General features: G+C 70.8%; 23 protein-coding genes and 1 pseudogene. 19 read left to right on the forward strand and 5 right to left on the reverse strand.

Annotated features, from left to right (window positions below; genetic code table 11):
• Positions 1–11: 11 nt before the first annotated feature.
• The 6 genes and pseudogenes from ACIQVL_RS12845 (at position 12) to ACIQVL_RS12870 (ending at position 4,867) form a co-directional block, all read left to right on the forward strand.
• Positions 12–980 carry an NADP-dependent oxidoreductase gene (locus tag ACIQVL_RS12845; RefSeq protein ID WP_403475310.1) on the forward strand — a complete coding sequence of 323 codons (969 nt, stop codon included), beginning with the start codon at positions 12–14 and terminating at the stop codon, positions 978–980.
• On the forward strand, positions 977–1,192 hold the full coding sequence (locus ACIQVL_RS12850) for an NAD(P)-binding domain-containing protein (protein WP_403475311.1): 216 nt from the start codon (positions 977–979) through the stop codon (positions 1,190–1,192). The genes ACIQVL_RS12845 and ACIQVL_RS12850 overlap by 4 nt, the downstream gene beginning before the upstream one ends.
• Positions 1,123–1,479 (forward strand): annotated as a pseudogene (locus ACIQVL_RS12855) (integrase core domain-containing protein); the annotation flags it as partial. The gene ACIQVL_RS12850 and the pseudogene ACIQVL_RS12855, both read left to right, overlap by 70 nt.
• A 97-nt stretch (positions 1,480–1,576) precedes the next feature.
• Positions 1,577–2,581, forward strand: coding sequence for an alpha/beta hydrolase (locus tag ACIQVL_RS12860; protein WP_403475312.1), 1,005 nt, complete (start codon positions 1,577–1,579; stop codon positions 2,579–2,581).
• A gap of 13 nt (positions 2,582–2,594) precedes the next feature.
• Positions 2,595–3,545 (forward strand): alpha/beta hydrolase fold domain-containing protein, encoded by a 951-nt coding sequence (locus ACIQVL_RS12865; RefSeq protein WP_403475313.1) that lies wholly within the window; start codon positions 2,595–2,597, stop codon positions 3,543–3,545.
• Positions 3,546–3,598: 53 nt separating this feature from the next.
• Entirely contained in the window at positions 3,599–4,867 is a 1,269-nt protein-coding gene (locus tag ACIQVL_RS12870; RefSeq protein WP_403475314.1) for an MFS transporter, read from the forward strand.
• A 26-nt stretch (positions 4,868–4,893) separates the two neighbouring features.
• Here the strand turns inward: ACIQVL_RS12870 and ACIQVL_RS12875 are convergent, their stop codons facing one another.
• Entirely contained in the window at positions 4,894–5,439 is a 546-nt protein-coding gene (locus ACIQVL_RS12875; RefSeq protein ID WP_403475315.1) for a MarR family winged helix-turn-helix transcriptional regulator, read from the reverse strand.
• Positions 5,440–5,771: 332 nt separating this feature from the next.
• Between ACIQVL_RS12875 and ACIQVL_RS12880 the strand changes: the two genes are divergently transcribed.
• From ACIQVL_RS12880 to ACIQVL_RS12920, 9 genes are all read left to right on the forward strand, one after another.
• On the forward strand, positions 5,772–6,227 hold the full coding sequence (locus tag ACIQVL_RS12880) for a flavin reductase family protein (RefSeq protein ID WP_403475533.1): 456 nt from the start codon (positions 5,772–5,774) through the stop codon (positions 6,225–6,227).
• Positions 6,228–6,260: 33 nt separating this feature from the next.
• On the forward strand, positions 6,261–7,712 hold the full coding sequence (gene hpaB, locus ACIQVL_RS12885; RefSeq protein ID WP_403475316.1) for a 4-hydroxyphenylacetate 3-monooxygenase, oxygenase component: 1,452 nt from the start codon (positions 6,261–6,263) through the stop codon (positions 7,710–7,712).
• Positions 7,713–7,727: 15 nt separating this feature from the next.
• A complete protein-coding gene (locus tag ACIQVL_RS12890; protein ID WP_403475317.1) occupies positions 7,728–9,239 on the forward strand; it encodes a fumarylacetoacetate hydrolase family protein in 1,512 nt (503 codons plus the stop codon).
• Positions 9,236–10,156, forward strand: coding sequence for a 4-hydroxy-tetrahydrodipicolinate synthase (dapA, locus tag ACIQVL_RS12895; protein WP_403475318.1), 921 nt, complete (start codon positions 9,236–9,238; stop codon positions 10,154–10,156). The genes ACIQVL_RS12890 and dapA overlap by 4 nt, the downstream gene beginning before the upstream one ends.
• A gap of 12 nt (positions 10,157–10,168) precedes the next feature.
• Positions 10,169–11,650, forward strand: a complete 1,482-nt coding sequence (hpaE, locus tag ACIQVL_RS12900; protein ID WP_403475319.1) for a 5-carboxymethyl-2-hydroxymuconate semialdehyde dehydrogenase — start codon at positions 10,169–10,171, stop codon at positions 11,648–11,650.
• Positions 11,647–12,648, forward strand: coding sequence for a 3,4-dihydroxyphenylacetate 2,3-dioxygenase (gene hpaD / locus ACIQVL_RS12905; RefSeq protein ID WP_403475320.1), 1,002 nt, complete (start codon positions 11,647–11,649; stop codon positions 12,646–12,648). The genes hpaE and hpaD overlap by 4 nt, the downstream gene beginning before the upstream one ends.
• Positions 12,649–12,769: 121 nt before the next feature.
• Complete coding sequence (locus ACIQVL_RS12910) at positions 12,770–14,047, forward strand: alpha/beta hydrolase fold domain-containing protein (protein WP_403475321.1); 1,278 nt, start codon at positions 12,770–12,772, stop codon at positions 14,045–14,047.
• 374 nt (positions 14,048–14,421) lie between these two features.
• The gene (locus ACIQVL_RS12915; RefSeq protein WP_403438095.1) at positions 14,422–14,973 is read left to right on the forward strand and encodes a VanZ family protein; all 552 of its coding nucleotides are present in this window, start codon (positions 14,422–14,424) and stop codon (positions 14,971–14,973) included.
• A 95-nt stretch (positions 14,974–15,068) separates the two neighbouring features.
• On the forward strand, positions 15,069–15,269 hold the full coding sequence (locus tag ACIQVL_RS12920; RefSeq protein WP_181805292.1) for a PspC domain-containing protein: 201 nt from the start codon (positions 15,069–15,071) through the stop codon (positions 15,267–15,269).
• 83 nt (positions 15,270–15,352) lie between these two features.
• Here ACIQVL_RS12920 and ACIQVL_RS12925 read toward each other — a convergent pair whose 3' ends face one another.
• Together ACIQVL_RS12925 and ACIQVL_RS12930 are read right to left on the reverse strand one after the other, a co-directional pair.
• Positions 15,353–15,706 carry an ATP-binding protein gene (locus ACIQVL_RS12925; protein ID WP_403475322.1) on the reverse strand — a complete coding sequence of 118 codons (354 nt, stop codon included), beginning with the start codon at positions 15,704–15,706 and terminating at the stop codon, positions 15,353–15,355.
• A gap of 151 nt (positions 15,707–15,857) precedes the next feature.
• Positions 15,858–17,015 (reverse strand): adenosine deaminase, encoded by a 1,158-nt coding sequence (locus ACIQVL_RS12930; protein WP_403475323.1) that lies wholly within the window; start codon positions 17,013–17,015, stop codon positions 15,858–15,860.
• A gap of 123 nt (positions 17,016–17,138) precedes the next feature.
• Between ACIQVL_RS12930 and ACIQVL_RS12935 the strand changes: the two genes are divergently transcribed.
• Positions 17,139–17,900 (forward strand): alpha/beta hydrolase, encoded by a 762-nt coding sequence (locus ACIQVL_RS12935; protein ID WP_403475324.1) that lies wholly within the window; start codon positions 17,139–17,141, stop codon positions 17,898–17,900.
• 114 nt (positions 17,901–18,014) lie between these two features.
• Here ACIQVL_RS12935 and ACIQVL_RS12940 read toward each other — a convergent pair whose 3' ends face one another.
• Positions 18,015–18,968: a LysR family transcriptional regulator gene (locus tag ACIQVL_RS12940; protein ID WP_403438101.1), complete on the reverse strand. Its 954-nt coding sequence runs from the start codon at positions 18,966–18,968 to the stop codon at positions 18,015–18,017.
• 62 nt (positions 18,969–19,030) lie between these two features.
• Here ACIQVL_RS12940 and ACIQVL_RS12945 point away from each other — a divergent pair, with 62 nt between their 5' ends.
• Positions 19,031–20,311: an MFS transporter gene (locus ACIQVL_RS12945; RefSeq protein WP_403475325.1), complete on the forward strand. Its 1,281-nt coding sequence runs from the start codon at positions 19,031–19,033 to the stop codon at positions 20,309–20,311.
• Positions 20,312–20,542: 231 nt separating this feature from the next.
• Positions 20,543–21,556 (forward strand): sigma-70 family RNA polymerase sigma factor, encoded by a 1,014-nt coding sequence (locus tag ACIQVL_RS12950; RefSeq protein ID WP_403475326.1) that lies wholly within the window; start codon positions 20,543–20,545, stop codon positions 21,554–21,556.
• On the opposite strand, the gene ACIQVL_RS12955 is transcribed toward ACIQVL_RS12950, so the two are convergent.
• On the reverse strand, positions 21,440–21,838 hold the full coding sequence (locus tag ACIQVL_RS12955; RefSeq protein WP_403475327.1) for an STAS domain-containing protein: 399 nt from the start codon (positions 21,836–21,838) through the stop codon (positions 21,440–21,442). The two genes, ACIQVL_RS12950 and ACIQVL_RS12955, sit on opposite strands and share 117 nt — an antisense overlap.
• Before the next feature lie 152 nt (positions 21,839–21,990).
• On the opposite strand from ACIQVL_RS12955, the gene ACIQVL_RS12960 reads away from it, so the two are divergent.
• The gene (locus ACIQVL_RS12960) at positions 21,991–22,911 is read left to right on the forward strand and encodes an AEC family transporter (protein ID WP_403438110.1); all 921 of its coding nucleotides are present in this window, start codon (positions 21,991–21,993) and stop codon (positions 22,909–22,911) included.
• Positions 22,912–22,913: the final 2 nt, after the last annotated feature.

Genomic DNA, 22,913 nt, shown 5'->3' on the forward strand with positions numbered 1-22,913 from the left:
AGCCTGAAGACATGAACACGCACACCATGCAGGCCATCAGCCAGGACACCCTCGGGGACCCGGAGGTGCTCCACCCGGTCGAGCGCGAGCGTCCGGAACCCGGCGTCGGACAGGTCCTGGTCGCCGTACACGCCGCCGGAATCAACCCGACCGACGGCCAGCACCGCAGGCTCGGCCTGTTCCTGGGCGAGCCGCCCTTCACGCTCGGCTGGGACGTGTCCGGCGTCGTCGAGGCGGTCGGCCTGGGCGTCTCGCTCTTCGAGGCGGGCGACGAGGTGTTCGGCATGCTGCCCTACCCCAACGGTGCCGGCGCGTACGCCGAGTACGTCACCGGTCCGGTCCGCGCGTTCGCGCCCAAGCCCGCAGGGGTGAGCCACGCCGAGGCTGCTGCGCTGCCGATGGCGGGCCTGGTCGGCTGGCAGGCGCTGGTCGACACCGCCGATCTGCGAGAAGGGCAGCGGGTGCTGGTCCTCGGCGCGGCCGGCGGGATCGGGCACATCGCGGTGCAGGTCGCCAAGGCACGCGGCGCGTACGTCATCGGCACGGCGTCCGGCGACAAATGCGACCTCGTGCGCGGCCTGGGCGCGGATGAGGTCATCGACTACCGCACCGCCGACGTCGTCCAGGAGGCGCAGGACATCGACGTGGTTCTCGACGTGGTCGGTGGCAAGGACCGGCTGCGCGCCCTGGAGACCCTCAGCCCTGGCGGCATCCTGGTCTCCAGCCTGCCCGTCGAGTTCGACGAAGTGATCGCGCGCGCCGCCGAGTTGGGAGTACGAGCGAAGAACCTGGTCGTCGAGCACGACCGCTCCGGCATGACCGGCCTCGCCGCCCTCGCCGAAGCCGGGCGACTGCGCCCGCATGTCGCCGCCACCTTCCCGCTCGCCGAGGCAGCCAAGGCCCACGCGCTGGCCGAGTCGGGCGGCGCCACCGGCAAGCTGGTGCTCAGCGTCCGCCCGCAGACCGAGATCCGCTCATGACGACGCTCGGCTTCATCGGTGCGGGCAGTGTCGCCGGCCAGGTCGCCCGGAAGGCCGCGCCGCTCGGCCACCGCGTCATCCTCAGCAACGCGCGCGGGCCCGAGACACCGGTGGACCTGATTGCCGAGCTGGGGCCCACGGCGCGTGCGGGGACTGGCAGCGGGCCCACACTTTTTTCGCCACTGCCGGAATCACCGTCCGCCGGGTCCTGACCGACAACGGCTCCTGTTACAGGTCCCACCTCTGGCGCAACTCGCTTGCCGATCAAGGAATTTCACACAAGCGGACCCGCCCCTACCGCCCTCAGGCCAACGGCAAAGCCGAACCGTTCAACCGCACCCTCCTCGACGAATGGGCCTACGCCAAGTCCTACCGCTCCGAAGCCGAACGACGCGATGCCTGCCGTCTCTGGCTGCACACCTACAACCACCATCGCGGACACACCGCGCTCACGGGCCAAGCACCCGCCAGCCACGTCCCCGACCTCGCGGGTCAGTACACCCAGCCCACTGGCTCAGGCGCCCGTCTCCCCGTGATTGACCGCGTCTCGAACCAGGCTTAAAGTGCTTCGTCGAAGCACTTCGATGGAGGTTTCGATGACGGATCACCTGGCATTCGCCCGTGCCGCGGGGTGTGAGCCGGCCGTGGTGGACTCGTTCGCCTCCCTCGGCGGGGTCGTTGCGGAGCTGCCCGACCTGCAGTCGCCCGACTGGGCCCGGCGGCGGCGCGCGGCACGAGAGCTCTCCGACGCTCTCGCCACGCGGTTCACCCTCCCCGGCCCCACCGAGTGCGAGGTGACCGAGCACCGCGTGCCCACCCGCGCCGGGAAGATCACCGTCGTGCATTACCGGCCGCCTCTCGCGGCCGGGCCGCGCACGGCACACCTGGCCTTCCACGGCGGGGGCTTCGTCCTCGGAAGCGTGCACGAGATCGTCAACGAGCGGATCGCGCGGAGCCGGGCTGTCGCCGGCGGCGTCGACATCTTCGATGTCGACTACCGGCTCGCCCCCGAGCACCCTTTCCCCGCCGGGCTCCACGACTGCCTCGACGCCCTGAGCTGGCTCGTCGAGTCGGCCACCGCACTCGGGATCGACCCCGACCGCATCGGTGTGGGCGGCGTTTCGGCGGGTGGCAACCTCGCCGGGCTGGTCGCGGTGCACGCCCGCGACCGCGGCCTCCGGCTCGACCATCAGGTGCTGGAGGTCCCGGGGGCGAGTCTGAGCTTCGAGCAGGACGACTCCTACCGCGCGTACAGCGCGCTGGGCGACTTCGGCGCGGATGTCGCCGACCTTCACGCCGCGTACCTCGGTGTGTCCGGTCCCGCCGAGGGCTGGGCCGCGCCCGCCGAAGTACCCGACCTGGCCGGCCTGCCGCCCGCTCTGGTGATCACCGCCGAACTCGACCCACTGCGGGACAGCGGGGAGGCCTATGCCGCCCGGCTCGCCGAGGCCGGTGTGCCGGTCCAGACCTGGCGTGCGCCCGGGCAACTCCACGGGAGCGGGGCGCTCACCCGGACGTCCGCGATCGCGCGCGAATGGCAGGACCGAGTCGGAGAATTCCTGCGCAACCGGTCACGCCGGTCCGCGAGCATCCCGTACTGACCGGAGGCGCACCATGCCCATCGACCCCAGTCTGATCCGTGCGATCGCCGCCCTCGGCGTCCCCGTCCCGGCGCTGTCGACAGACCCGCGGGAGCAACGCGCGCGTGCCTTCGAGTACGAGCAGGCGGTGTACCCGCACCTCGGTCCGACCGGGCCGCGGCTGCCCGTCCGCGAGCACGTCATACCCGTGGAAGGCCGGCCCGACGTGCTCGTGCGCCTGTACTACCCGCGTGAGCCGGCCGCCGACCTCAGCCTTCCGGCCTGTCTGCACTTCTACGGCGGCGCCTTCATCCAAGGCGGCCTGCACCATCCGAGTGTCGCCGCCATGTGCGCCCTGCGGGCAGTCAGGGCGGGTGTCGTCGTCGCGGCGGTCTCCTACGCGCTCGCGCCGGAGCATCCCTTCCCGACCGCGCTGGAGCAGGGCTGGGCCGCGCTGGACTGGCTGGTGCGCGAGGCCGGCTCCCTCGGTGTCGATCCGACGCGCATCGCGCTCGCGGGACAGTCCGCGGGCGGAAACCTGGTCGCCGCACTGACCCAGCTCAACCGCGACCGGGCGCAGCATCCGCTGTCCCTGCAGATCCTGGAGGTCCCCGCCGTCGACCTGGCGCTCGGCCCCAGGGAACGCGGCGTCGAGGGGCTCACCGAGGAACAACTGGCTTATCTGGAGATGTCCCTCGCCTGGTATGTACCCCGGGCCGAGGAACGGCTCGACCCCCTCGTGTCGCCGCTGCGCGCAAAGAGCTTCGAGGGGCTGCCGCCCGCGTACGTCTTCACCGCGGAATGCGACCCGCTCCGCGACGACGGCGAGGCATACGCGGCCGCACTCGCCGACGCCGGGGTGCCGGTGACCGCGCTGCGGATGCTGGGGCTGCCCCACGAGGGCGGGATGTACGAGCGGATCTCCGGCACCGCGCGAGTGGCACAGGCGGCTGTCGCGGAGGCGCTGCGCACGCTGCACGACTGATCAGAGCTGCCCGCGAGCAACTGTTCGCAGCGGCCCGAGAGCGAAGGACAATGATGTCCAAGATCATCGAATCGCCGCCAGACACCACCACAGCCGCTTTCCGGGGTCGGCAACAGCCTGCGACGTTCCTGCCCCTGTTCCTGCTCGCCTACTTCGGGGCGGCACTCGCCGGTCTCTCGGCAGCCGCGGTCAGCATCCCCCTGCGACTGTCCGCACTGGACCCCGGACACAAGACCCAGCTGCTCTCCGCGACCATCGCCGTCGGCGGCGTCGTGGTGATCGTGGTGACGGCCCCCCTCGGCCGCCTCAGCGATGTCTCGACCGCACGCGCCGGCATCCGGCGGCCCTTCATCCTCGGCGGCACTCTCGTCGGCGTGTGCGGGATGCTCATACTCGCGTCCGCGCCGAACTTCGCGTGGATCATCATCGGCTGGAGCATCACCCAGGCCGGATTCGGCGCGACGAACATGGCCCTCAACGCCCTGCTCGCCGAGCAGATACCGGCCAAGATCCGGGCCCGCGTCGCGGCGGCCTTCGGGATAAGCACCGCCGTCGCCCTGCCCATAGGCAGTTGGCTGGTCGGGGCGCTGCCCGGGAATCCGCTGTACTGGTTCGGCATTCCGGCGGCGTTCGCGCTCGTCGTCAATGTCGGCACGGTGCTGGTCCTGCGGGACATCGTGCGTTCCGAGCGGGTGCCGGTGGACTGGCGGAGCTTGCTGCGCAGTTACTGGATCAGTCCGGTGAGACACAAGGACTTCGCCTGGGCATGGGGTTGCCGACTGCTCGTCACGATGTCACTGGTGGGAGTGATCAGCTACCTGCAGTACTTCCTCACCGACCACCTCGGCATCGCCACCGAGGATGCCGCAGCGGCGCAGGGAACCGTGCTGGGTGTGTACTTCGTGGGCAGCGTCGTCACCAGCCTGGTGTTCAGCTGGATCTCCGACCGCACCGGCAGACGCAAGCCGATCGTCCTGTTCGCGGCGTTGTTCACCGCGGTCGGACTGCTGATCAGTCTGTTCTCCCAGGATCTGGCCATGTTCACCGTAGGGGTCGCGCTCGCCGGGATGGGCCAGGGGGCCTTCGTCTCCGTGGACGTCGCCATGATGACCGAGCTGCTCCCGGCCTCCGCCGACGCCGGAACCGGGCTTGCCGTCGTCGCACTGTCCTACCAGCTGCCGCAGGTCCTCGTCCCCGTCCTGGCTACCGGGCTGCTGGCGATCGGGAACGCGGGGCCGAACTACTCCGCCCTCTTCGTCGGCTCCCTGGTGGCCATCGTGCTCGGCGCACTCGCGGTGGTGCCGATCAAGAACGCGCGCTAGAGCGGCCATTGGTTCCAGGGGCGGGCTCACGCCCGGTGCCGGGCGTCGAAGTGCGCGGAATGAGCGGTCAGCTTCTCCAGCAGACCGATCAGCGTCTCCTGGTCCTGCCTGCTCAGGGCACTGGCCCATTCCTGCTCACGGGCGTTGTGCGCCGTGAAGGCGTCCTTGATCACCGACCGCCCCTGGTCACTGAGCCCCAGCAGGACCGCGCGGCCGTCGTACGGAGCCCGTTCCTTGGCCACGAGCCCGTCCCGCTCCAACGTGTTCACCAGGGCCGACACCGCAGCCCGGCTCATTCCGGTCAGCTCCGCCGCCTTGCGGGATTCCATGGGGCCGGCCAGCCAGAGGGCGAACAGCACCCTGAAGCCCGGCCACGACAGCCCCCGTGGCCGGTGCACGGTCGACTCCAGGTCGTACACGAGCATGTTGGCCGCGCGGTGGAGCGTGAGCACCAGGCGCATCGGCAGCGGATCCACGTCCGGCAGCTCACGGGCGACGGACGTCACCGCATGATCGATGAATGACCAGAAGTGCAACTGGTCCTCGGGAATGGCGGGCTGGTCCTCGTTCACGTTCGGAGTGTAGGCCGCGCAGAACGCCGTAGAACTTGACGGCCAGGGGTTTCCTTCCCCGGCATCGGCGGGTACTGTCGAAACAATCAAAGCTTTGATTATTCGCTCGGGATCAGCCGCCGGCTCCGCCCCTCGCCGATCCCCGCGAGCACCGCACCCGGTGCCCCGCCCCCTCGTCCGAGAACCCCGCGCGCCCCTCGGCTGCGCCGGAGCCGCCTCGGAAAGGCCCGTCCTTCCACCTCGTCCAGCCGCTGCCCGCGGCGTGAGAGAGCAGGTGAGCACCCTTGCCCCCGACCCTCGCCCCTCCCGGCCCCGACGCTCTGCGGGCCTGCATGTCCCGGTTCACGACGGGAGTCACCGTCGTGACGTACACGGGCGACGACGGCCCCCGGGGCGCGACGATGAACTCGTTCGTCTCCGTCTCCGCCGAGCCCCCGCTGATCCTCGTCAGCGTCGCCCGCCGGGCCCGCTGCCACGACGCGCTGCTCGACCGTCCCTTCTGCGTGAACGTCCTCGGGGCCGAGCAGGAGCCGCTGGCTCGCCTGTTCGCGGGGGCGCAGGGCGTCACCGCGCCCCGCTGGGCGGCCGAAGCGAGTGTGCCCCGCCTCGCGAACCCCCTCGCCTGGGTGGAGTGCGAGCCGTGGCGTGCGTACGACGGCGGCGACCACAGCCTCGTCGTCGGCCGCGTCACCGGCCTCGGTCACCGCGACGGCGACGCGCTGACCTACGCCTGGAGCCGTTTCGGCACGGCGGTCGAGTCGTCCGACGACTTCGAATACCTCATCTGATCAGGCTTCCACACACGTCAGGAGCACCACACCATGCCCGCACGTACCGGCAAGGAATACCTCGAACGCCTCTCCACCTCCGGTGCCACCGTGCACATCCAGGGCGAGACCCTCAAGGGAGGCATCCAGGACCACCCCGCATTCCGTAACGTCGTACAGACCTACGCAGAGCTGTACGACCTCCAGCACGCGGACGGCCACAGGGACGTCCTCACCTACTCCTCACCCACCTCGGGTGAGCGGGTCGGCACGTCCTTCCTCACTCCGAAGACGCCGGAGGACCTGGTCAAGCGCCGCCAGGCGTTCAAGGTGTGGGCCGACCACAGCAACGGCATGCTCGGCCGCACCGGCGATTACATGAACAGCTCCCTGATGGCCCTGGCCTCCGCCGCCGACTGGTTCGCCCAGGCGAACCCGGAGTTCGGCGAGAACATCCGCCGCTACTACGAGAAGGTCCGCGAAGAAGACCTGCTGTGCACCCACACCCTGATCCCGCCGCAGGTCAACCGTGCGGTGTCCGGCACCCAGCAGGCCGGCGGCAAACTCGCGGCCCGGATCGTGAAGGAGGACGACAACGGCGTCGTCATCCGCGGCGCCCGCATGCTGGCGACCATCGCCCCGTTCGCCGACGAGATGCTGGTCTTCCCCTCGACGGTGCTGCGCGGCACCCCCGAGGACAAGCCGTACTCCTACGCGTTCGCCCTCCCCAACGACGCGCCGGGCCTGCGCTACATCGCCCGCGAGCCGCTGGACTACGACCGCCCGCGCCACGACCACCCCCTCGGTTCGCGCTTCGAGGAGTCGGACTGCGTGGTCGTCTTCGACGACGTGCACGTGCCCTACGAGCGCTGCTTCGCCCTGGGCGACGCGGAACTGTGCAACGGCTTCTACTCGCGGACCGGCTCGGTCAACCACATGACCCACCAGGTCGTGACCCGCACGACCGCCAAGACCGAGTACGTCCTCGGCCTGGTGTCGCTGCTGACCGAGGCCATCGGCATCGAGCAGTTCCAGCACGTCCAGGAGGACATCGCCGAGATCATCACCACGCTGGAGATGCTCCGTGCCTTCCTGCGCGCCGCCGAGGCGGACGCCGAGACCAACGAGTACGGGGTCCTCACTCCGGCCTTCGCCCCGCTCAACGCCGCCCGCAACCTGTACCCAAAGCTCTACCAGCGCTTCCCGCAGATCCTGCGCAAACTCGGCGCCTCCGGTCTGATGGCCACGCCGACCGAACTGGACGTCACCGGCCCCGCCGCCGCCGACATCGAGGCCTACCTCCAGTCGGCCACCCTGTCAGGGCCCGAGCGCGTCAAGCTCTTCCGCCTGGTGTGGGACACCTGCATCTCCGCCTTCTCCAGCAGGCAGGCGCTGTACGAGTACTACTTCTTCGGCGACCCGGTCCGCATGGCCGGCGCGTACGTGAAGAGCTACGACCGAGAGCCGTACAAAACGAAGGTCCAGGCCTTCCTGGACCGCGTCTGACGTCGGGCGGACGACATGACACACCCACTCGGAAACCCTCCGTCGAAGATCGTCGCGGTTCATCTCAACTACCCGAGCCGTGCCAGGGAACGTGGCCGGATCCCCGGCCACCCGTCCTACTTCCTCAAGCCGCCCTCGTCGCTCGCGGGCACCAACGACCCTCTCGTCCGTCCCGAAGGGTGCGCACTCCTCGGGTTCGAAGGGGAGATCGCCCTCGTCATCGGCTCGCGCACCCAGCGGGTCAGTCCCGAGAATGCCTGGCAGCACGTGCGTTGGGTGACCGCCGCGAACGACGCGGGCATCCACGACCTGCGCTACGCCGACCGCGGCTCCAACCTCCGCTCCAAGGGTGCCGACGGCCTCACACCGATCGGACCGCGTCTCCTCGACGCTCGCCGACTCGACCCGGCGGCACTCCGGTTGCGCACCTGGGTCAACGGCCAGCTGGTCCAGGACGACACCACCGGCACGCTCCTGTTCCCCTTCGAGCAGCTGATCGCCGACCTCTCGCGCCTGGTCACCCTGGAACCGGGGGACGTCATCCTCACCGGCACTCCGGCCGGCGCCTCCGTCGTCGTCCCCGGTGACGTGGTGGCGGTCGAGGTGTCCGGCGACGACCTGTCCACCGGACGGCTGCGCAACCCGGTCGCCATCGGGCCCGCCCTGGAGCCGTACGGAGCGATGCCCAAGGCCGACCCGGCCGAGCGCGAGGCCGCGTACGGAACCGCCTACGTCCCAACAGACCTGCTGGACAAGGAAGTCGAGGACGGTCTGCGGTCGGTCGCCGTCGCCACCCTGAGCGCACAGCTCCGCTCCCGTGGGCTGTCGCACATGTCCGTCGACGGCGTCCGCCCCACGCTGCCGGACCGGACGATGGTGGGGGTCGCCCACACCCTGCGCTACCTGCCGCTGCGCGAGGACCTCTTCAAGAAGTACGGCAGCGGCATGAACGCCCAGAAGCGAGCGATCGAGGAGCTGCGGCCCGGCCACGTGCTCGTCATGGACGCCCGCCGCGACACCTCCGCCGGAACCATCGGCGACATCCTCGCGCTGCGCGCCCAGATGCGCGGCGCGGCGGGAGTCGTCACCGACGGCGGGCTCCGCGACAGCGCCGCGGTCACCGAACTCGGCCTGCCCGTCTATCACGGCGGGGAGCACCCCTCCGTCCTGGGACGCCGCCACGTGCCCTGGGACACCGGGGTGCCCATCGCCTGCGGCGGCGCACTGGTCCAGCCCGGCGACCTGATCGTCGGCGACCGGGACGGCGTCGTGGTCGTACCGCCCGACCTGGCAGAGGAGTTGATCGCCGACTGCCGCGAGCAGGAGCAGCGCGAACGCTTCATCACCGAGCAGGTGCGCGCCGGGCACGGCGTGGACGGCCTCTACCCGCTGGGTCCCGACTGGCGCGAGCGGTTCGAGCAGTGGCGACACGTCCACGACCCTTCGCCCGCCACGGACTTCCCCGACCCCGCTGACGCCTCGCACGCTCCAGACACCTCGGCCCCCGCGCAAGGAGAATCCGCATGAAGTTCCGCAGCGACCCCTCCGCCATCCGCGGGTCCATCGCGCCCGTCATCACCCCGTTCTCCGACCTCGGCGCCGTCGACCACGACAGCCTGCGCTCCCTGATCCGCTTCCAGCTGGAGTCCGGCTCGCACGGCATCTCCCTGGGCGGCTCCACCGGCGAGCCCAGTGCGCAGAGCGTCGAAGAACGGATCGCCGGCATGCGTACGGCGGTCGAGGAGATCGGCGACCGGGTCCCGTTCCTGCCCGGCACCGGCTCGCACAAGCTGGACGAGACCCTGGACCTGACCGCCGCCGCCCGGGACCTGGGCGCGGACGCGGCCCTCGTGATCACGCCGTACTACGCGCGCCCCACCCAGGAGGCGCTGTACAAGTGGTACGCCACAGTGGCCCGTGAGTTCCCGGACCTGCCGATCGTCGCGTACAACGTGCCCTCGCGCACCGCCGTCGACATCGCTCCCGAAACGGTGAAGCGGCTGTTCACCGACTTCGAGAACTTCGTCGGGGTCAAGGAGACCACGAAGGACTTCGAGCACTTCTCCCGCGTCCTGTACGCCTGCGGCCGCTCGCTGCTCGTCTGGTCCGGCATCGAGCTGCTGTGCCTGCCGCTGCTCGCCCTGGGCGGCGCCGGCTTCGTCAGCGCGGTCGCCAACCTGGCGCCGGGCCCGGTGGCGCGGATGTACGAGCTGTGGGAGGCAGGCGACTTCGAGGGCGCCCGCGATCTCCACTACCGCCTGCACCCGCTGGTGGACCTGCTGTTCGTGGAGACCAACCCGGCCCCGGCGAAGTGGGTGCTGCACCAGCAGGGCCGGATCGCCTCCGCCCACGTGCGGCCACCGCTCACCGGACCGACCGACACGGGCGTGGCCCGTATCCGTGCCCTGCTCGCCGAGGGCGGCGACCTCACCGCGCAGATCTGAAAGGCCATCATCATGCGACCCACCGGTGTTCCCGAAACCATCCGCCACTGGATCGGCGGCGAACTCCTCGACGCGGCCGACGCCCGCACCTTCGAGGTCATCGATCCGGTCAGCAACTCGCCCTACACCAAGGCCGCCGCCGGCGGGACCGAGGACGTCGACCGCGCGGTGGCCGCCGCCCGAGCCGCCTTCCCGGCCTGGTCCAGGCTGTCCAACCGGGCGCGGGCCACCACCCTGAACCGCATCGCGGACGCCGTCGAGGCGCGCCATGACCGACTCGCCGAATTCGAGTCCTACGACTCCGGCCTGCCCATCACCCAGGCGCGCGGCCAGGCACGGCGGGCGGCGGAGAACTTCCGCTACTTCGCCGACGTCGTCGTCGCCCTCGGCGAGGAGGCCTTCCGCCAGGGTGAGGAGCAGTTCAGCTACGTCGTACGCAGCCCAGTCGGTGTGGCGGGGCTGATCACACCGTGGAACACGCCCTTCATGCTGGAGAGTTGGAAGCTCGCGCCGGCCCTGGCCGCCGGTTGCACGCTCGTTCTCAAGCCCGCCGAGTGGACCCCGCTGTCGGCCTCCCTCTGGCCGGAGATCTTCGAGGAGGCGGGCGTGCCGGCCGGTGTGGTGAACATCGTGCACGGCATCGGGGAGGAGGCCGGGCAGGCGCTCGTCGACCATCCGGACGTACCGCTGATCTCCTTCACCGGCTCCACCGACACCGGCCGGCACATCATCCGCTCCTCGGCCCAGCACCTGAAGACCACCTCCATGGAGCTGGGCGGCAAGTCCCCGGTCGTGCTCTTCGCCGACGCCGACCTGGACGCCGCCCTCGATTCCGTCGTCTTCGGTGTCTTCTCCCTCAACGGCGAGCGCTGCACGGCCGGTTCACGGGTCCTCGTACAGCGGCCAGCGTACGAGGAGTTCACCCGCCGCCTCGCCGAGCGCGCCGCGAACGTGCGGGTCGGCCTGCCGTCCGACCCCGCCACCGAGGTCGGCGCCCTCGTCCACCCCGAGCACTACGCCCGGGTCATGGAGTACGTGGAGATCGGCCGCAAGGAGTCCGTACTGCTGGCCGGCGGCGCCCGGCCGGAACACCTTCCCGAGGGCAACTACCTCCAGCCGACCGTGTTCGCCGACGTACCGCAGTACGCCCGGATCTTCCAGGAGGAGATCTTCGGCCCGGTCGTCGCCGTTGCCCCCTTCGACGAGGAGGACGAGGCCATCGAGCTGGCCAACGCCACGCAGTTCGGCCTGGCCGCCTACATCTGGACCTCGGACCTCAAGCGCGGCCACCGCATCGCGCACGCCGTCGACTCCGGCATGGTCTGGATCAACTCGCACAACGTCCGTGACCTCCGGACCCCCTTCGGCGGCGTCAAGGCCTCCGGTGTCGGCCGCGAGGGCGGCGCCCACAGCATCGACTTCTACACCGAGTCCAAGATCGTGCACGTGGCCCTCGGCCATGTGCACACCCCCCGCTTCGGAGCCACCTCATGAACACCCCGGCACCTGACGTCGTCCGGTCCGCCTACGCCCAGCTCGCCGTCACCGACCTCGGCGCGGCCCGCTGGTTCTGGGTGGACATGCTCGGCTTCCACGTCCAGTACGAGGACACCAACTCCCTCTGTCTACGCGGCACCGACGAACTCACCCACCATTCCCTGGTGCTGCGCAAGGGCAGGATCGCCGCCCTGGACCACATCTCCTACCGCGTCCGCACCCCCGAAGACGTTGACAAGGCCGAACGGTATTTCAACGAACTCGGCTGCCCTGTACGGCGGTTGAAGCGGGGCGAGGGCACGCACGGTGTCGGTGACGCGGTCCGTGTCGTCGACCCGCTCGGCTTCCCCGTCGAGTTCTTCCACGACATCGACCGCGCGGAGCGTCTCATCCAGCGCTATGACCTCCACCGCGGCGCCGAGGTCGCCCGCCTGGACCACTTCAACATCTGCACCCCCGACATCCCGGCCGCCTACGCCCACTACAAGTCCCTCGGCTTCGGCTGCTCGGAGACCATCGAGGGCGACGAGCACGAGCTGTACGCGGCCTGGATGTACCGCAAGCAGACCGTCCACGACGTCGCCTTCACCGGCGGCGCCGGCCCCCGCCTGCACCACCTCGGTCTCGCCACCCACGAATCCCACCAAGTCCTGCGCACCGCCGACCTGTTCGGGGCAGTGCGCAAGGAACACCACATCGAGCGCGGCCCGGGACGGCACGGCGTTTCCAACGCCTTCTACGTCTACCTCCGCGACCCCGACGGCCACCGCGTGGAGATCTACACCTCCGACTACTACACCGGCGACCCCGGTCACGAGACGTACCGCTGGAACGTCCACGACGACCGACGACGCGACTTCTGGGGCAACGCGGTCATCGAGTCCTGGTACAAGGAGGCCGCTCCCGTCCTCGATCTGGGCGGCAACGTCCAGCCGGTCACCGAGAACCGGCTCGACGAATCCGCCGTCCGGATCGGCGCGGACGGCCTCGGCTGAGAGCGGCGCGGTGTGAATTCGGGCGTTTTACCCCGTTCCCGGTCCACCGCGATACCGATCATCGACCTCACCGCCCATCTGTGGCGCCACTTCCCTGTTCAGCGAGACGAGAGACACGCCCATGCACAACAAAGTCGAAGGTCCGGACACACCCGCCACACCTGAGGCGGACCGGACGGGCCCAACCAGGCCGCGCGGCAAGCGGATCGGACGCTTCGCCCGCACCGGGTTCCTCGTGGTGGCCCTGCTCCTGGCTCTGGCCCTCCTGGCCGGACAGCTGCTGGCGGTGACGCCGGTGGGCTGGTGGTCGCCGGTCCTGTCCGTCATGGCGCTGCAGAATGTCGTGCTCGGCCTCTCCGTGTTCCGGGACACGCTCGGCTCCTGGAACATCGTGCTGGGGGTCCTCGCCCTGGTCGCGGGAGTGATCGCGCTGCGCCGCCGCGGCCGAAGGCGGCTGCCCGTCGCCCTCTCCGCGGCAAGCGGAGCGGCTCTGCTGCTGGCACTGATCACCACCACCGTGCAGGTGGTATCGCTTCACGGCGCCACGGGCGACTGGTTCGTCTTCTCACCGGCCGCCCCGGCAACCGCCATCGGCTCAGGGCCCGACAAGACCGTCACCTACGCCACGCTGGGCGGCGAGCGGATGAAAGCAGATCTGTATCTGCCCGAGTCGTCGTCGACCAAGGCCACGCCGCTGGTCGTCAACATCCACGGCGGCGGTTTCATCGGGGGCTCCCGCGGTCCGACGGTCTACACGAGCTGGCTCGCCGACCACGGATACGCCGTTCTCGACGTCGACTACCGGCTCGCCACCAAGACCCGGCACACCTGGAACACCGCGGACGCCGACGTCGGCTGCGCCATGACCTGGGCCAACGCGCACGCCTCCGAATACCACTGGGACATGAACCGGGTGGCCACCTTCGGAGGGTCCGCGGGCGGCAACCTGTCCGTCAACGTCGCCTACAAGATCAACGCGGGGACCCTGAAGCCGAGTTGCGGAACGGCCGCCCAGCTGCCGAAGGTGAAGGCGTCGATCGCCTCGTACCCCGCGGTCGACATGACGGCCACGGTGGGCGACACGGCGATCGGCGAGGACAGCGGCGACAAGTACGTCGGCGGTACGCCCGCCCAGTACCCGGAGCGCTACAAGGCCATCGACTCCGCCGACCAGATCAGCCCGGCCGCCCCGCCGACCCTGCTCCTGCACGGCACCCGGGACCACCTCATCCTCGCCGACCACACGAATGCGTTCGCCGACAAACTGACGGCCGCCGGCGTCACCCACCGGTACGTCGAGGTCCCCTTCATGGATCACGCCTATGACGCGGTCTCCGACACCGTCGGCACGAAGGCCACTCGTGCCCTGCTGCTGCCGTGGCTCCAGCAGTACGTCTGAGACTGCCAAAGGGCAGCGGGAGGAACCCCGAGTCGCTCCCGTACGCGAATACCTACAAAGGGCAGCTGCCGTCGGCCGCCTAAGCCGGCCGAGGTCACCACAGCACCACCCGTGGAGCAACCAGCAGCTCAAATAGCAGGGCCCCGGCCGTGAGATACCTCACCGCCGGGGCCCTGTCACGTCCCTGTCCGGGCCAGGCCCGACCCGACCCGACCCGACCCGACCCGACCCGACAACGAGGAACGGGCCCCCACCATGACGATCACCACTGGTGAAGACCCGTTCCGTCGGTTCTTCCGTCCTCGGGGGCGTGTGGTCGAGGCCTCACTCCCCCGTCCGGAACCGATCGCGTGCGCGGGCGCGTCTACGGGGGCGTGCAGCGTCAAGGCTCCATCGGCGGCAGCGCCGCGATCCGCGTCCGTGTGGCAGGGGGTGTCCTCCTTGCCGCACATCTCGTGTTCGTCGCCTGGCTGATGCTGCGGCCGCTGGACGTGCCCTGGGTGATGCCCGCCAACCTGCACCCCCTCGCCGGTATCCGCGCCGACCTGGCGCTCGGCGGGCGTGAGGCGGCGCACCGGATCGGTGAGGGGCTCGCGCTGCTCGCGCCGCTCGGTGTGCTGCTGCCGATGACGCACGGGAAGCTCCGGGTCTCGACGCTCGCCTCCCTGATCAGTTCGGCCGCCGCGGGCGCGCTGATCTCGACGGGCATAGCCCTGCTGCAGACCGGGGTGCCCGGCCGCGTGGTGGACGTCGACTCGATCCTGCTCAACACGGCGGGCGTGGTGATCGCGCATCTCGCGGTGGTGCCGGCGGCCCGCGCCCGGCTCCGTCGGCGGGGTGAGCGGCAGCGGCCCGCCGCCCTCCCCCAGGAGGAAGCGGCTCAGGGTCGTACCCCGACGATTCCCAGGGTCGGGATCGCCCCGTAGAGCGACGCTTCGACCCGGTTCGTCTCCGTAGCGTTGGGGGTGGACGAGGGGCCGGAAGGGCCGCCTCGCACCGGACGCTCACGAAGGAGCCGCAGATGTCCAGCCTCGCCCGCCCCACCCACGGCCGCATGATCGGCGGAGTGTGCGCCGCGCTGGCCCGGCGCTTCGGCACCTCCGCGACCACGATGCGGGTCATCTTCCTGCTGTCCTGCCTGCTGCCGGGACCGCAGTTCCTGCTCTACATAGCGCTGTGGATCCTCCTCCCCTCGGAGGAGAAGGCCTCCACCGCCTGGTGATCAAGGGCGTACGGCAACGCCGTTGGGGCGCTCCGGACGTTTCCGGGGCGCCCCAACGGCGTTGCCGATCGGCCGGGGAGAGGTCAGCCGAGCGGAATCCCGTTCACCGGCAGGCCGTGCGTGGGCAGGCCCTGGACCGGCAGGCCGCCGAGGAGGCCGGCGACGGGCTTGGTCGGGCCGCCGGCGAGGACGTGCTTGACGGCCGGCTGGACGGCGGTCAGTCCGGCACCGAGGGCGCTCTGCCCCTGCGCCACGGCCTCGCCGGCGCCCGGCAGCGCCTTGGAGACGTTCTCGGCCGGCAGCGTCTTGGTGACGGTGTCCAGGGCCTGGGAGGAGTCCGGGACGGCCGGGGCCGCGTTGGCCGCGCCCGCGCCGACGGCGGCGAAGGCGGCACCGAGGGCGGCGACACCGAGGGTCTTGGCAGCAGACTGCTTCATCGTCAATGCGTCCTTGGAATACGGAGACGGGGATCAATAACACGCTGAGCGGTCCACGACCGTAAACATGCCGGGCAGTCCGCCGCAAACACCGAAATGCGGACGGCCGGTGAAGGCCTGTCCGCATTCCGTGCCCCGCCGGGAGATCCGATCAGCCCTCCGGATCGGCAGAACCGCTGGTGGAGGCGGTCTGCCGGAACAGCCATTCGGATTTCAGCTCCGCATACCCCGGCTTCACAACGTCATTGATCATGGCGAGTCGTTCATCGAAAGGAATGAACGCTGATTTCATCGCATTGACGGAGAACCACTGCATGTCGTCGAGCGTGTAACCGAACGCCTCGACGAGATGCTCGAATTCCCGGCTCATGCTGGTCCCGGACATCAGCCGGTTGTCGGTGTTCACGGTGGCCCGGAAGTGCAGCCGGCGCAGCAGCCCGATCGGGTGCCCGGTGTAGGAGTCGGCGGCGCCGGTCTGGAGGTTGGAACTCGGGCACAGCTCCAGCGGGATCCGCTTGTCGCGGACGTACGACGCGAGCCGGCCGAGCTTGACCGTGCCGTCCTCGTGGACCTGGATGTCGTCGATGATCCGCACCCCGTGCCCGAGCCGGTCGGCGCCGCACCACTGCAGCGCCTGCCAGATGGACGGCAGTCCGAAGGCTTCGCCGGCATGGATGGTGAAGTGGTTGTTCTCGCGCTTGAGGTACTCGAAGGCGTCGAGGTGCCGGGTGGGCGGGTAGCCCGCCTCGGCGCCGGCGATGTCGAAGCCGACGACGCCCAGGTCCCGGTAGCGGTTGGCGAGCTCGGCGATCTCCAGGGAGCGGGCCGCGTGCCGCATGGCGGTGAGCAGGGCGCCGACCCGGATCCGGCGGCCGTTCTCCCGGGCCAGCGCCTCACCCTGCCGGAACCCCTCGTTGACCGCCTCGACGACCTCCTCCAGGGTCAGCCCCCGCTCCAGGTGCTGCTCGGGGGCGTACCGCACCTCGGCGTAGACGACGCCGTCCTCGGCGAGGTCCTCGGCGCACTCGCGGGCGACCCGGACCAGGGCGTCCCGGGTCTGCATGACGCCGACGGTGTGCGAGAAGGTCTCCAGGTACCGCTCCAGCGAGCCGGAGTCGGCGGCCTCGCGGAACCAGATGCCGAGCTTGTCCGGGTCGGCCTCGGGGAGCCCGGCGTACCCGGTCTCCCGGGCGAGGTCGGCGACGGTGCCCGGACGCAGGCCGCCGTCGAGGTGGTCGTGCAGCAGAACCTTCGGCGCCCGGCGGATCTGGTCCGGCGTCGGGGTGTTCGCGGTGCTCTGGCTCGTCATTTCCGCACTGTAACTCCTACGCGCGTAGAACGCTCGGTACTCGCAGATTCCCGTTTCCGTCGATACGCAACGGTGACCGCACGGACGGGTCGCGTACACCGCCTCTTCTGACACTGTTCTGTCATGGCACAGCAAGCGACGCCGGTCCGAACGGCCAGCCTGAGCAGGGCAGTCGGCCAGGAGCCCACGACGGTGAGCGGCGCGGTCCTGCTCCTCCCCGGCGGGGAGGAGGTCTCCGCGCGACGGCCGTCCCTCGTATGGGCGACGGCCTTCGTCCGCGCGCTCGGCCGCCGGCTCGCCCGGGACGGCCGGGACGAGGGGCTGGCCGCGCATGTCGTGCACTACCGCTGTCGCGGGTGGAACGGCAGCGAGGCGAACCTCGCCGGGGACGCCGGCTGGGCGGCCGACGAGGTGGTACGGCGCTACGGCGACGTTCCGGTGTGCCTGCTCGGCGTGGGGATGGGCGGCCGGGCCGCGCTGCACGCGGGCGGGCACGAGGCCGTCAACTCCGTGGTCTCCATCGCCCCCTGGCTGCCCGAGGACGACGTGGCGGCGCCCGAGGAACCGGTTCGGCAGCTGGTGGGCCGGCGGGTGCTGATCGTGCACGGCACGAACGACGAACGGAGCGATCCGGAGCTGTCGTTCCGGCTGGCGGCGCGGGCGAAGAAGGCGAACCGGGAGGTGTGCCGGTTCGAGGTGCACTCGGACGGCCACGGGTTGCATCAGCACCGGGACGAAGTCCTCGCTCTCGCTTCGGACTTCGTCATGGGGGCGCTGTACGGGCATGCGGTGTCGCGGCCGGTGGAGGACGCGCTTGCCGCGCCGCCGCCGATCGGGTTGCGGATGCCGTTGGCTGCGGGGTTCGGCAAGTCGTTGAGACGGTAGGGGGTGGGGGGTTCGGTTGTGTTCGGGGTGCGGGTGCGTCGTGGTTGATCGCGCAGTTCCTCCCCCAGCCTTCGGCCGGGGGTACCCCCAGCGCCCCCAAGGGGCGCGCTGTCGCTAGGTGGGCAGCAGGTTGCCCCTTCTCGACAGCAGGAATCTCTTGAAAGCCGCCACCGGCGGGGTGTCCGGGTGGCCGTCCAGCCATGCCACGCCGATCTCTCTCACCGCTCTCGGAGCCGTGACCGTCAGTTCCACGACTCCCGGGCGGGGAAAGGCGGGTGGCGGGAGCAGCGCCACCCCCAACCCGGCCGCCACCAGGCCCCTCAGCGTCTCCGCCTCCTCCCCTTCGAAGGCGACCCTCGGCTTGAAGCCCGCCTCCCTGCACGCGTCGTCGGTGATGCGGCGCAGGCCGTAGCCCGGTTCCAGGGTCACGAAGGTCTCGTCGGCGGCCTCGGCGAGGCGGATGCGCTTGCGGGCGGCCAGCGGGTGGTCGACGGGCACCACCAGGCGCAGCTTCTGTTCGTCGAGGCGGCGGGCGGCCAGGTCCGGGGCGTCGGGTACCGGCGAGGTGAGGCAGAGGTCCAGTTCGCCCGCCCGCAGCTTCTCGAGCATCGCCTCGCCGTAGTTCTGCACGAGGCTGAAGCGGATCCGGGGATGGTCGACGCGGAAGGCCTGGAGCAGGCCGGGCACGGTCTCCGCACCCATGGTGTGCAGGAACCCGAAGGCGACCTTGCCCGTGGTGGGGTCGGCGTCGGCGCGCACCTCGTCGGCGGCGCGCCGGACCTCGCCGAGGGCGCGCTCGACCGAGGTGAGGAAGGTCCGGCCGGCCGGGGTGAGGGAGACGGTGCGGCCGTGCCGGGTGAAGAGGTCGACGCCCAGGTCCTGTTCCAGGCGGACCACCGCGCGGGAGAGCGTGGACTGGGGGACGTTCAGCTCCTGGGCGGCCCTGGTGACATGCTCCGTGCGGGCCACGCCGGCGAAGTACGCGAGGCGTGGAGCCAGCAACATCGCCATGTCTTCTGTGTCACTGTCCGGTGACAGGCGCTGCACTGACCTCTGCTGATGCTCCATGGGAACGATTATGGCGAATTCACGCATTGGACGGATCAACGGCGGGTCCGTACGTTCGAAGCATGTCTCCCGCCAGTACCGGGGCGTCCACCACCGTGGACGCCGTCGAGTCCGTCCCCGCCCCCGCCCCCGCCTCCGACTCCCGTCTGACCCCGGGCGGTCCCGGCTACCGCCGGATGAGCTTCGCGCTCTTCCTCGCCGGTGTCGCGACCTTCGCCCTCCTCTACTCCACGCAGGCCCTGCTCCCGCTGATCTCGGACGGCTACGGCGTCTCCGCGAGCGACGCGAGCTGGACGGTGGCGGCGGCGACCGGCGGTCTGGCGCTGTTCGTCATCCCGATGAGCGCCCTGTCCGAGCGGTTCGGGCGCCGTACGGTCATGACCGGCTCGCTGGCGGTCGCGGTGACCGTCGGACTGCTGGTGCCGTTCGCGCCGTCCCTCGGCGTGCTGATCGTGCTCCGCGGCGTCCAGGGCGCGGCGCTGGCCGGACTGCCGGCGTCGGCGCAGGCCTATCTGGCCGAGGAGGTCCGGCCGAAGGCGCTGGTCACGGCGATAGGCCTGTTCGTCGCGGGCAACAGCGTGGGCGGGATGAGCGGCCGGGTCATCACCGGTTGGGTCGCGCAGGAGTGGGGCTGGCGGGTGGCCGTGGGCACGATCGGCGTGATCGCGGTCGGCTGCGCGGTGGCCTTCCGGCTGCTCCTCCCGGCCCCGCGGCACTTCAAGGCGGGCTCGCTGCACCCGCGCCGGCTGCTCGGCACGGTCCGCGACCACCTGGCGAACCCCCTGCTGCGCCGCCTGTACGCGATCGGCGCGCTCTTCATGACCGTCTTCGGCGGCGTCTACACGGTGATCGGCTACCGCCTGACCCAGGAGCCCTTCTCGCTCCCCCAGGGCATCATCGGCTCGATCTTCCTGGTGTACCTGGTCGGCACGGTGTCCGCGTCGACCGCGGGACGCCTGGTCGGCCGCCTGGGCCGCCGCGGTGCCCTCTACCTGGCCGGCGGCACCACGGCCACCGGCCTGCTCCTCTCCCTGGCCGACTCGCTCCCCCTGGTCCTGCTGGGCCTGGTCCTGATCACCGCGGGCTTCTTCGCCGGCCACGCGGTCGCCTCCTCCGCGGTCAGCAAGACGGCCACCCACGGCAGGGCCCAGGCCTCGGCCCTCTACCAGTCCGCGTACTACATCGGCTCCAGCGCGGGCAGCACGGTGGGCGCGCTGGCCTTCCACGCCCAGGGCTGGTCCGGCACGGTCGGCGTAGGCCTCCTCGCGATCCTGGGCGTCGTGACCATCACGGTCCTGGGCTCTGTGGCAGCGCGCCGCACCCTCCTGGCCAACGCTCACTGACCGACGCCCCGCACTGCAGCGCCCCGAAAGGGGCGCGGGGAACTGCGCGACCAGCCACGACGGCGCCGCGCCCGCCCACGGACCGCACCCCCAGGTCCGTGGGCGCCCCCCCATCTCACCTGCACGTTTCCCCACTCCAGGGGCCATTGTCAGTCCCCTGCGATACCTTCCGAAGTGCTGAAGCGCAACGGCGCGCGAACAGGAACGGCCACAGGGGTGGGTGGACGGAAGATGACCGACAGCACGGCGACGGCGGATCTCGACGTCGCACTGGAGAAGCACCGGACCGAGCTGACCGGGTACTGCTACCGCATGCTCGGCTCGTCCTTCGAGGCCGAGGACGCGGTCCAGGACACGATGGTGCGGGCCTGGCGGAGCTACGAGAAGTTCGAGGGCCGCTCCAGCCTGCGGTCGTGGCTGTACCGGATCGCGACGAACGTGTGCCTGGACATGCTCACCGCGGGCAACAAGCGGGCCCGGCCGATGGATCTCAGCGAGTCGACGCCGCTGGCCCAGGCCGCGCTCTCGCCCCGGCCCGACAACACCTGGCTGGAGCCGGTGCCGGACGCGCGCGTGCTGCCGACCGTGGACGACCCGGCGGAGGCCGCCGTGGCCAAGGAGTCGATCCGGCTCGCCTTCATGGCCGCGCTCCAGCAGCTGCCGCCGAAGCAGCGGGCGGTGCTGATCCTGCGCGAGGTGCTGGCCTGGAAGGCCACCGAGGTGGCCGAGCTGCTCGGCACCACCGTCGCCTCGGTCAACAGCGCGTTGCAGCGGGCCCGCGCCACGCTGGCCGAGCAGCGGCAGTCGGGCGCCGCCGCGGAGGTCTCCGACCCGCTCGACGAGGAGCAGCAGAAGCTCCTGGAGCGCTATGTCGCCGCCTTCGAGGGCTACGACATGGCCGCCCTGACGGCGCTGCTCCACGAGGACGCCATCATGACGATGCCGCCGTTCGACCTGTGGCTCACCGGCCACGACGACATCGCCGGCTTCATGACCACCATCGGCTCCGCCTGCGAGGGCTCGCGGCTGTTCCCGGTCCGGGTCAACGGCCTGCCCGGGTTCGCCCAGTACAAGCCCGACCCGGACACCGGCGGCTGGAGCCCCTGGTCCATCCAGGTCCTGGAGATCTCAGACGGCCGGCTGACCGGGTTCCACTTCTTCCTCGACACCAAGCGCTGGTTCCCGCTCTTCGGCCTCCCCCTCCACCTGGAGGCGAAGGCCGAGGAAGCGGAGGAGGGAGCGTAGGGCGGGGTCGGGGTCGCGGAGCCGGATCCGCCCGCCGGCCCGCCGGGCCGTCAGCTCGAGCCGGGCCAGCAGGTCGACGGCCGCCAGACCCGGCGGCCCGAGCCCGCCCACGTCGCAGACGACGACCCGGCGGCACGGCCCGGCCCCGCCCGCCCCGAGCAGCTCACGCACGTCGTCACAGAGCCCCGGCACCTCGTCCCTGACGACGGGGCCCGACAGCACGAGCACGGCGGGGGTCACGGCATCCACGACCAGTAGACCGCCGCGGGTCCGACAACTCATCGGGCGGGGCACCCCGCCTTCCGTACGGTCGCGAAGATCACAAGGGCCACTACGTTGACCTGCACCTGACCGACCCAGAGGGTTGGTTGCATGCCCCACGGATCAGCAGCGCCCGCCCCGCCCGACGGCCTTCTCCGCCGCGAGGGGGTCCCGTGCAGGGGGTGCTGAGCGGATTCGCGGTGATCGCGATCGTCATCGCCGTCGGCTACGTCCTCGGCCGCGGCGGCCACCTGGGCGTGAACGGCCGCGAGGTCCTCACCAAGCTCGCCTTCCACGTGGCCTCACCCGCCCTCCTCTTCACCACCCTCGCCAGGGCCGACCTCGCGGTGATCTTCTCCAGCCGCCTCCTGGTGACGGCCCTGAGCACGGCAGCGGCGGCGGGCGTGTTCGTGGCGGTGGGTGTCGTACGGGGCTGGGGTGTGGGCCGTACGACGATCGGCGCGCTGTGCTCCAGCTACGTCAACTCGGGCAACCTCGGCATCCCGATCGCGGTGTACGTGCTGGGCGACGCGTCCCTGGTGGCACCGGTGCTGCTCTTCCAGGTGGTGCTCCTCACCCCGGTCGCCCTGACGGTCCTCGACCTGTCCGGCGCGGGCGAGAAGGGCCCCTGGTGGCGCCGCCTGCTGACCCCGCTCCGCAACCCGATAGCCGTGGGCTCCCTTTCCGGCGTCGCGGTCTCGGGGCTCGGGATCCACGTCCCCGGCCCGGTCATGGACCCCCTGACCCTGATCGGCAACATGTCCGTCCCGGCTGTCCTGCTCGCCTTCGGCATCTCCCTGCGCGGCAGCACGCTCCCGGGCCGGGGCCGCGACCGTCACCCAGTGCTGCTGTCGGTCGCCCTGAAGTCGGTGGGCCAGCCGCTGGCCGCCTGGGCCCTGGCGTCGACCGTCTTCGACCTGCACGGCGCGCCCCTGCTCGACGTGACGGTGACCTCGGCCCTCCCCGCCGCCCAGAACCTCTACACCTACGCCAGCACCTACCGGGTCGGCGAGGAACTGGCCCGGGACTCGATCCTGCTGTCGACGGTGCTGGCGGTACCGGTCCTGGTGGTCGTGGCGGCGCTGTTGGGGTGACG

It is taken from the genome of Streptomyces sp. NPDC090499, assembly GCF_044769305.1.
GTDB lineage: Bacteria > Actinomycetota > Actinomycetes > Streptomycetales > Streptomycetaceae > Streptomyces.

What these genes read in the sequence shown, in the direction of transcription:
- ACIQVL_RS12845 (WP_403475310.1), top strand. Translation starts at nt 12, where the DNA reads ATGAACACGCACACCATGCAGGCCATCAGCCAGGACACCCTCGGGGAC.
- ACIQVL_RS12850 (WP_403475311.1), top strand. Translation starts at nt 977, where the DNA reads ATGACGACGCTCGGCTTCATCGGTGCGGGCAGTGTCGCCGGCCAGGTC.
- ACIQVL_RS12860 (WP_403475312.1), top strand. Translation starts at nt 1,577, where the DNA reads ATGACGGATCACCTGGCATTCGCCCGTGCCGCGGGGTGTGAGCCGGCC.
- ACIQVL_RS12865 (WP_403475313.1), top strand. Translation starts at nt 2,595, where the DNA reads ATGCCCATCGACCCCAGTCTGATCCGTGCGATCGCCGCCCTCGGCGTC.
- ACIQVL_RS12870 (WP_403475314.1), top strand. Translation starts at nt 3,599, where the DNA reads ATGTCCAAGATCATCGAATCGCCGCCAGACACCACCACAGCCGCTTTC.
- ACIQVL_RS12880 (WP_403475533.1), top strand. Translation starts at nt 5,772, where the DNA reads ATGTCCCGGTTCACGACGGGAGTCACCGTCGTGACGTACACGGGCGAC.
- hpaB (WP_403475316.1), top strand. Translation starts at nt 6,261, where the DNA reads ATGCCCGCACGTACCGGCAAGGAATACCTCGAACGCCTCTCCACCTCC.
- ACIQVL_RS12890 (WP_403475317.1), top strand. Translation starts at nt 7,728, where the DNA reads ATGACACACCCACTCGGAAACCCTCCGTCGAAGATCGTCGCGGTTCAT.
- dapA (WP_403475318.1), top strand. Translation starts at nt 9,236, where the DNA reads ATGAAGTTCCGCAGCGACCCCTCCGCCATCCGCGGGTCCATCGCGCCC.
- hpaE (WP_403475319.1), top strand. Translation starts at nt 10,169, where the DNA reads ATGCGACCCACCGGTGTTCCCGAAACCATCCGCCACTGGATCGGCGGC.
- hpaD (WP_403475320.1), top strand. Translation starts at nt 11,647, where the DNA reads ATGAACACCCCGGCACCTGACGTCGTCCGGTCCGCCTACGCCCAGCTC.
- ACIQVL_RS12910 (WP_403475321.1), top strand. Translation starts at nt 12,770, where the DNA reads ATGCACAACAAAGTCGAAGGTCCGGACACACCCGCCACACCTGAGGCG.
- ACIQVL_RS12920 (WP_181805292.1), top strand. Translation starts at nt 15,069, where the DNA reads ATGTCCAGCCTCGCCCGCCCCACCCACGGCCGCATGATCGGCGGAGTG.
- ACIQVL_RS12925 (WP_403475322.1), bottom strand. Translation starts at nt 15,706, where the DNA reads ATGAAGCAGTCTGCTGCCAAGACCCTCGGTGTCGCCGCCCTCGGTGCC.
- ACIQVL_RS12930 (WP_403475323.1), bottom strand. Translation starts at nt 17,015, where the DNA reads ATGACGAGCCAGAGCACCGCGAACACCCCGACGCCGGACCAGATCCGC.
- ACIQVL_RS12935 (WP_403475324.1), top strand. Translation starts at nt 17,139, where the DNA reads ATGGCACAGCAAGCGACGCCGGTCCGAACGGCCAGCCTGAGCAGGGCA.
- ACIQVL_RS12940 (WP_403438101.1), bottom strand. Translation starts at nt 18,968, where the DNA reads ATGGAGCATCAGCAGAGGTCAGTGCAGCGCCTGTCACCGGACAGTGAC.
- ACIQVL_RS12945 (WP_403475325.1), top strand. Translation starts at nt 19,031, where the DNA reads ATGTCTCCCGCCAGTACCGGGGCGTCCACCACCGTGGACGCCGTCGAG.
- ACIQVL_RS12950 (WP_403475326.1), top strand. Translation starts at nt 20,543, where the DNA reads ATGACCGACAGCACGGCGACGGCGGATCTCGACGTCGCACTGGAGAAG.
- ACIQVL_RS12955 (WP_403475327.1), bottom strand. Translation starts at nt 21,838, where the DNA reads ATGAGTTGTCGGACCCGCGGCGGTCTACTGGTCGTGGATGCCGTGACC.